Annotated in this window: 5 protein-coding genes; all 5 read right to left on the reverse strand. The window is 58.9% G+C overall.

The features are described from left to right. Nucleotides 1-10: 10 nt before the first annotated feature. From CEC48_RS30555 to CEC48_RS30575, 5 genes are read right to left on the reverse strand one after another with little or no spacing between them, the layout of a single operon-like run. Nucleotides 11-775: an ABC transporter ATP-binding protein gene (locus tag CEC48_RS30555; RefSeq protein ID WP_088427217.1), complete on the reverse strand. Its 765-nt coding sequence runs from the start codon at nucleotides 773-775 to the stop codon at nucleotides 11-13. Nucleotides 776-788: 13 nt separating this feature from the next. Beyond that, nucleotides 789-1,907: a succinylglutamate desuccinylase/aspartoacylase family protein gene (locus tag CEC48_RS30560; protein WP_088427218.1), complete on the reverse strand. Its 1,119-nt coding sequence runs from the start codon at nucleotides 1,905-1,907 to the stop codon at nucleotides 789-791. Nucleotides 1,908-1,916: 9 nt separating this feature from the next. Further along, a complete protein-coding gene (locus tag CEC48_RS30565) occupies nucleotides 1,917-2,627 on the reverse strand; it encodes an ABC transporter permease (RefSeq protein WP_088427219.1) in 711 nt (236 codons plus the stop codon). Next, nucleotides 2,624-3,352 carry an ABC transporter permease gene (locus tag CEC48_RS30570; RefSeq protein ID WP_088427220.1) on the reverse strand — a complete coding sequence of 243 codons (729 nt, stop codon included), beginning with the start codon at nucleotides 3,350-3,352 and terminating at the stop codon, nucleotides 2,624-2,626. Before CEC48_RS30570 ends, CEC48_RS30565 begins: the two co-directional genes overlap by 4 nt. Before the next feature lie 57 nt (nucleotides 3,353-3,409). Continuing rightward, nucleotides 3,410-4,189, reverse strand: coding sequence for a transporter substrate-binding domain-containing protein (locus CEC48_RS30575; RefSeq protein WP_088427221.1), 780 nt, complete (start codon nucleotides 4,187-4,189; stop codon nucleotides 3,410-3,412). Nucleotides 4,190-4,469 lie beyond the last annotated feature (280 nt).

Consider the following 4,469-nt stretch of genomic DNA (forward strand, 5'->3'; position numbering starts at 1 on the left):
CCCCCAAGCCCTACTTCAAATTCCCACTCAAAAACTGCTGCAACCGCTCGCTCTTCGGACTACCCAGCACATCCTCCGGCGCACCCTGTTCCTCCACCAACCCCTTGTGCAAAAACAGCACCTGGCTCGACACCTTCCGGGCAAAGCTCATCTCGTGAGTCACCATGATCATCGTCCGGCCTTCCTCGGCCAGCCCCTGAATCACCTTCAACACCTCACCCACCAACTCCGGGTCCAGCGCCGAAGTCGGCTCATCAAACAGCATCACCTCCGGCTCCATGGCCAACGCCCGGGCAATCGCTACCCGCTGCTGCTGACCACCCGACAAAAACGCCGGATATTGATCCGCCACCCGCGCCGGCAGCCCAACCTTGTCCAGATAACGGCGGGCCCGGTCCTCGGCGTCCTTCTTGCTGCACCCCAGCACCCGGCGCGGAGCCATGGTGATGTTCTCCAGCACACTCATATGGCTCCACAGATTGAAATGCTGAAACACCATCGCTAACCGCGTACGCAAGCGCTGCAACTCAGCGTCATCAGCCACACGCATCCCATTGCGGTCACTGACCATACGAATCTGCTGGCCATCCAACGTCATGGCGCCATCGTTCGGCTGTTCAAGAAAATTGATACAGCGCAAAAAGGTGCTTTTGCCCGAGCCGCTGGCGCCGATCAAACTGATCACATCACCGGTCTTGGCCTTGAGCGAGACACCTCTGAGCACCTCATTGTCGCCATAGCTTTTATGCAGGCCTTCAACGGTCAATTTGTACATGGGGCGTGCATCCTCAAGGCGAAAGTAGATAGCCGCTGCGATAGGCTTCAAGGCCTGCGACATGGGCGATGACCATCCCCGCAGTGGCCATGCGCCGCAGCGAACGGGCGTAAAGCAGGCCGGCATTGCGACAATGCACCGGCGTTACGCGGTCAGAAATGGGGTCGATGATTTCGGCGATCAGTTGCCCGGCTTCCACGTACTCGCCGGGCAGCGCACTGAATACCAGCAAGCCGCCCACGGGTGTGGCCACCGGCTCGACGCCCGCCAGCGGTGTGGCGGGGTAGGGCAATTCCGGCAACGGTGCAGGCTCGCCGCTGATCGCGCCGAAGTGAATCAGGTAATCGATGATCGCCTGGCAGTCGAGGCTGGCCAAGCCGTGGTTCACGTCGCCCTGGCCGCGCAACTCGACGGTCACCGAAAAGCTGCCCATCGGGATCGGGAAACGCTCGCCAAACCGTTGCTGCAATTGCCACCACACCAGCGTGAAACACTCATCGAACGACTGCCCGCCGGAGTCGGTAGCCAGCAGGCTGGCTTCCGAACCGATATAGCGCGCCAACGGCTCCACCTGCGGCCACGCTTCGGGGGTGGTGTACAGGTGCGCCACGGCTTCGAAGTCGCAATGCAGGTCCAGCACCATGTCGGCATCGCACGCCAGGCGTTGCAGCACCAGCCGCTGGGATTCCAGTTGCGTGACAGGTGTTTGCGCCGCCAGGGCCATGGTCAGTGCATCGCGGATCAGCTCGACGTTGTGCTGCGGGTCATCCCCCAGCAAACCTTCAACCTGATTGCCGACCTCGCCGCTCAGGTCGACAAACAGGCGATTGAAGTTCTGCCCGCTTTCCAGCTCGTAGCGGCCCAGTGGGATGTCCATCAACACCTGTTCCAGCCCGGTGGGGTTGGCGATGGGCACCAGCACGATCTCGCTGCGCAGGCGACCTACGGCGGCCAGTTGCGTCAGGCGTGCCTTCAAGTGCCAGGCCACCAGCATGCCTGGCAACTCGTCGGCATGCAGCGATGACTGGATGTAGACCTTGCCTTCGGCCTGCTCGGGCCCGAAGTGGAAACTGTGGATCTGCCGCGCCGTGCCCGGCACCGGCGCCACGAGTGGATGAATCTGATGACGCATGAAGGCTCCTTAGTGGCTGGGGCCGAGAAAGGCCAGCCAGCGGCGCTCCGCCAGACGAAACAGACCGACCAGGGCAAAGGTCACGGTCAGGTAGATCAGCGCAGCGATACCGAATGATTGAAAGGTCATGTAGGTGGCCGAGTTGGCGTCCCGGGCGACTTTCAAAATATCCGGGATCGTCGCGGTGAAGGCCACCGTCGTCGAGTGCAGCATCAGGATCACTTCATTACTGTAGTACGGCAGCGAGCGGCGCAGGGCCGACGGCATGATCACGTAGGCGTACAGCTTCCAGCCGCTGAGGCCGTAGGCTTTCGCCGCTTCGACTTCGCCGTGGGCCATGCTGCGGATTGCCCCGGCAAAAATCTCCGTGGTGTAGGCACAGGTGTTGAGGGCGAAGGCAAGGATGGTGCAGTTCATCGCGTCGCGAAAGAACGCATCCAGCACGGGTTGTGCGCGAACCGCCGCGATGCTGTAGATCCCGGTGTAGCAAATCAGCAACTGGATATACAGCGGCGTGCCGCGAAACAGGTAGGTGTAGAACTGCACCGGCCAGCACACCCAGCGATTGCGCGACACCCGGGCGATGGACAGCGGAATCGATACCAGGAAGCCAATGAAGATCGAGGCACTGAGCAGCCACATGGTCATGGCCAGGCCGGTGATGTGCTGGCCGTCGCTATAAAGGAAGGGGCGCCAGTATTGTTGAATAAGTTCGATCATCGCACTGCCTCCCGGGAGCCTGCGGAGTAGCGCCGTTCCAGGTAGCGCAGGACGAAGTTGGACGCGCTGGTGATCAACAGGTAGATAAACGCCGCGATCACCAGGAAATAGAACAGCTGATAGGTGCTTTTGCCCGCATCCTGCGCAGCCTTGACCAGGTCCGCCAGGCCGATGATCGACACCAGGGCCGTGGCCTTGAGCATCACCATCCAGTTATTGCCGATGCCAGGCAGGGCAAAACGCATCATCTGCGGGAAGGTCACGAAGCGAAACCGCTGGCCACGCGTGAGCCCGTAGGCCGTGGCGGCCTCCAGTTGGCCACGGGGCACGGCGAGGATCGCGCCGCGAAAGGTCTCGGTGAAATACGCACCGTAGATAAAGCCCAAGGTGATCACCCCGGCGCTGAATGGGTCGATCTCGATGTAGTCCCATTCCATAAAGTCGGTAAAGCCGGTCAGCCAGATTTGCAGGCTGTAGAAAATCAGCAGCATCAGCACCAGGTCGGGCACGCCGCGAATCAAGGTGGTGTAGATCTGCGCGGGGATCCGCACGAATGGCAGGCTGGAGAGTTTGGCGGTGGCGCCGAGCAGGCCCAGCAACACGCTGACGGCCAGAGAGAACACCGACAACTTGACGGTCATCCAGGTGCCTTGCAGCAACAGCGGGCCGAAACCCTTCAAGCTAAAGGCACTGAGCCCCAGGGTTTGCAAAAGATCTTCGAACATAAATCAGGACCTATGGCGATAAAAAAGCGCCCCTCCAGAGGAAGGGCGCCCCAGGCATTATTTGCCGCTGTAAAGGTTCAGATCGCCAAAGTGTTTCTTCTGGATAGTGGCGTAGGTGCCATCATCGTGTAACGCTTTGATACCTTTATCCAACAAGGCCTTGAGGTCTTTGTTACCTTTTTTGATACCGACCGCAGTTTTGGCGGGCAGCAGTGGATCGTCGATGGCCTTGCTGACTTCATAGCCAGCGCCGGCTGGCGACTTCAAAAAGCCCAGTTCGGCTTGCAGCATGTCCTGCACGGAAGCGTCCAGGCGGCCGGAAGTCAGGTCAGCATAAACCTGGTCCTGGTTGGCATAGGCCTTGGTGGTCACACCGGCTTTGTCCAGTACGGCCTTGGCGTAGGCTTCTTGGATGGTGCCTTGCTCGTAGCCAACACTTTTGCCCTTGAGGGACTCAGGTGTGGAGTAGTTCGCGCCCTTTTTGAACACAAGGGAAGTCGGGCCGGAGAACAGCTCGTTGGAGAAATCGATCGCCTTTTCACGGGCTTCGGTCACGGTCATCGACGAAATCACGCCATCAAACTTGTTGGCGTTGAGGCCTGGAATCATGCCGTCGAAATCACTTTCGACCCACTTGCACTTGACCTTCAGCTCGGCACAGATGGCATTGCCCAGGTCGATATCGAAGCCCACCAGGCTACCGTCAGCGGCTTTTGACTCAAACGGCGCGTAGGACGGATCGACACCAAAACGCAATTCCTTGTATTCCTTGGCCAGCGCAGAACCTGCGGCCATGCACAGAGCCAGTGCAGAAAGGGTCAGCAATGCTTTTTTCATTATGTAATCCCTGGAAACCAAGATAAGCGCTTGTGGCGCGGTTAGGACTGTTACTGAACGGTGTCAGACCGAACTCAAGTAGCAATTTCTGCACCATAGTTCCGAATGGTCGTTTTAAAAGGTGAGATTAAGGAGTTCTGTCGGTAGGAAATGCCCGAAAATGGGCATTGATAAATCTATGCATCATTTTGAGGCGTGTGAAGTTTTCAAATGTGGGAGCGGGCTTGCTCGCGAAGGCGGTGCGTCAGAAACATATTCAGTGACTGACGCTGCGCCTTCG

Source organism: Pseudomonas sp. K2I15 (genome assembly GCF_002204795.1).
Classification (GTDB): domain Bacteria; phylum Pseudomonadota; class Gammaproteobacteria; order Pseudomonadales; family Pseudomonadaceae; genus Aquipseudomonas.

What these genes read in the sequence shown, in the direction of transcription:
- CEC48_RS30555 (WP_088427217.1), bottom strand. Translation starts at nt 775, where the DNA reads ATGTACAAATTGACCGTTGAAGGCCTGCATAAAAGCTATGGCGACAAT.
- CEC48_RS30560 (WP_088427218.1), bottom strand. Translation starts at nt 1,907, where the DNA reads ATGCGTCATCAGATTCATCCACTCGTGGCGCCGGTGCCGGGCACGGCG.
- CEC48_RS30565 (WP_088427219.1), bottom strand. Translation starts at nt 2,627, where the DNA reads ATGATCGAACTTATTCAACAATACTGGCGCCCCTTCCTTTATAGCGAC.
- CEC48_RS30570 (WP_088427220.1), bottom strand. Translation starts at nt 3,352, where the DNA reads ATGTTCGAAGATCTTTTGCAAACCCTGGGGCTCAGTGCCTTTAGCTTG.
- CEC48_RS30575 (WP_088427221.1), bottom strand. Translation starts at nt 4,189, where the DNA reads ATGAAAAAAGCATTGCTGACCCTTTCTGCACTGGCTCTGTGCATGGCC.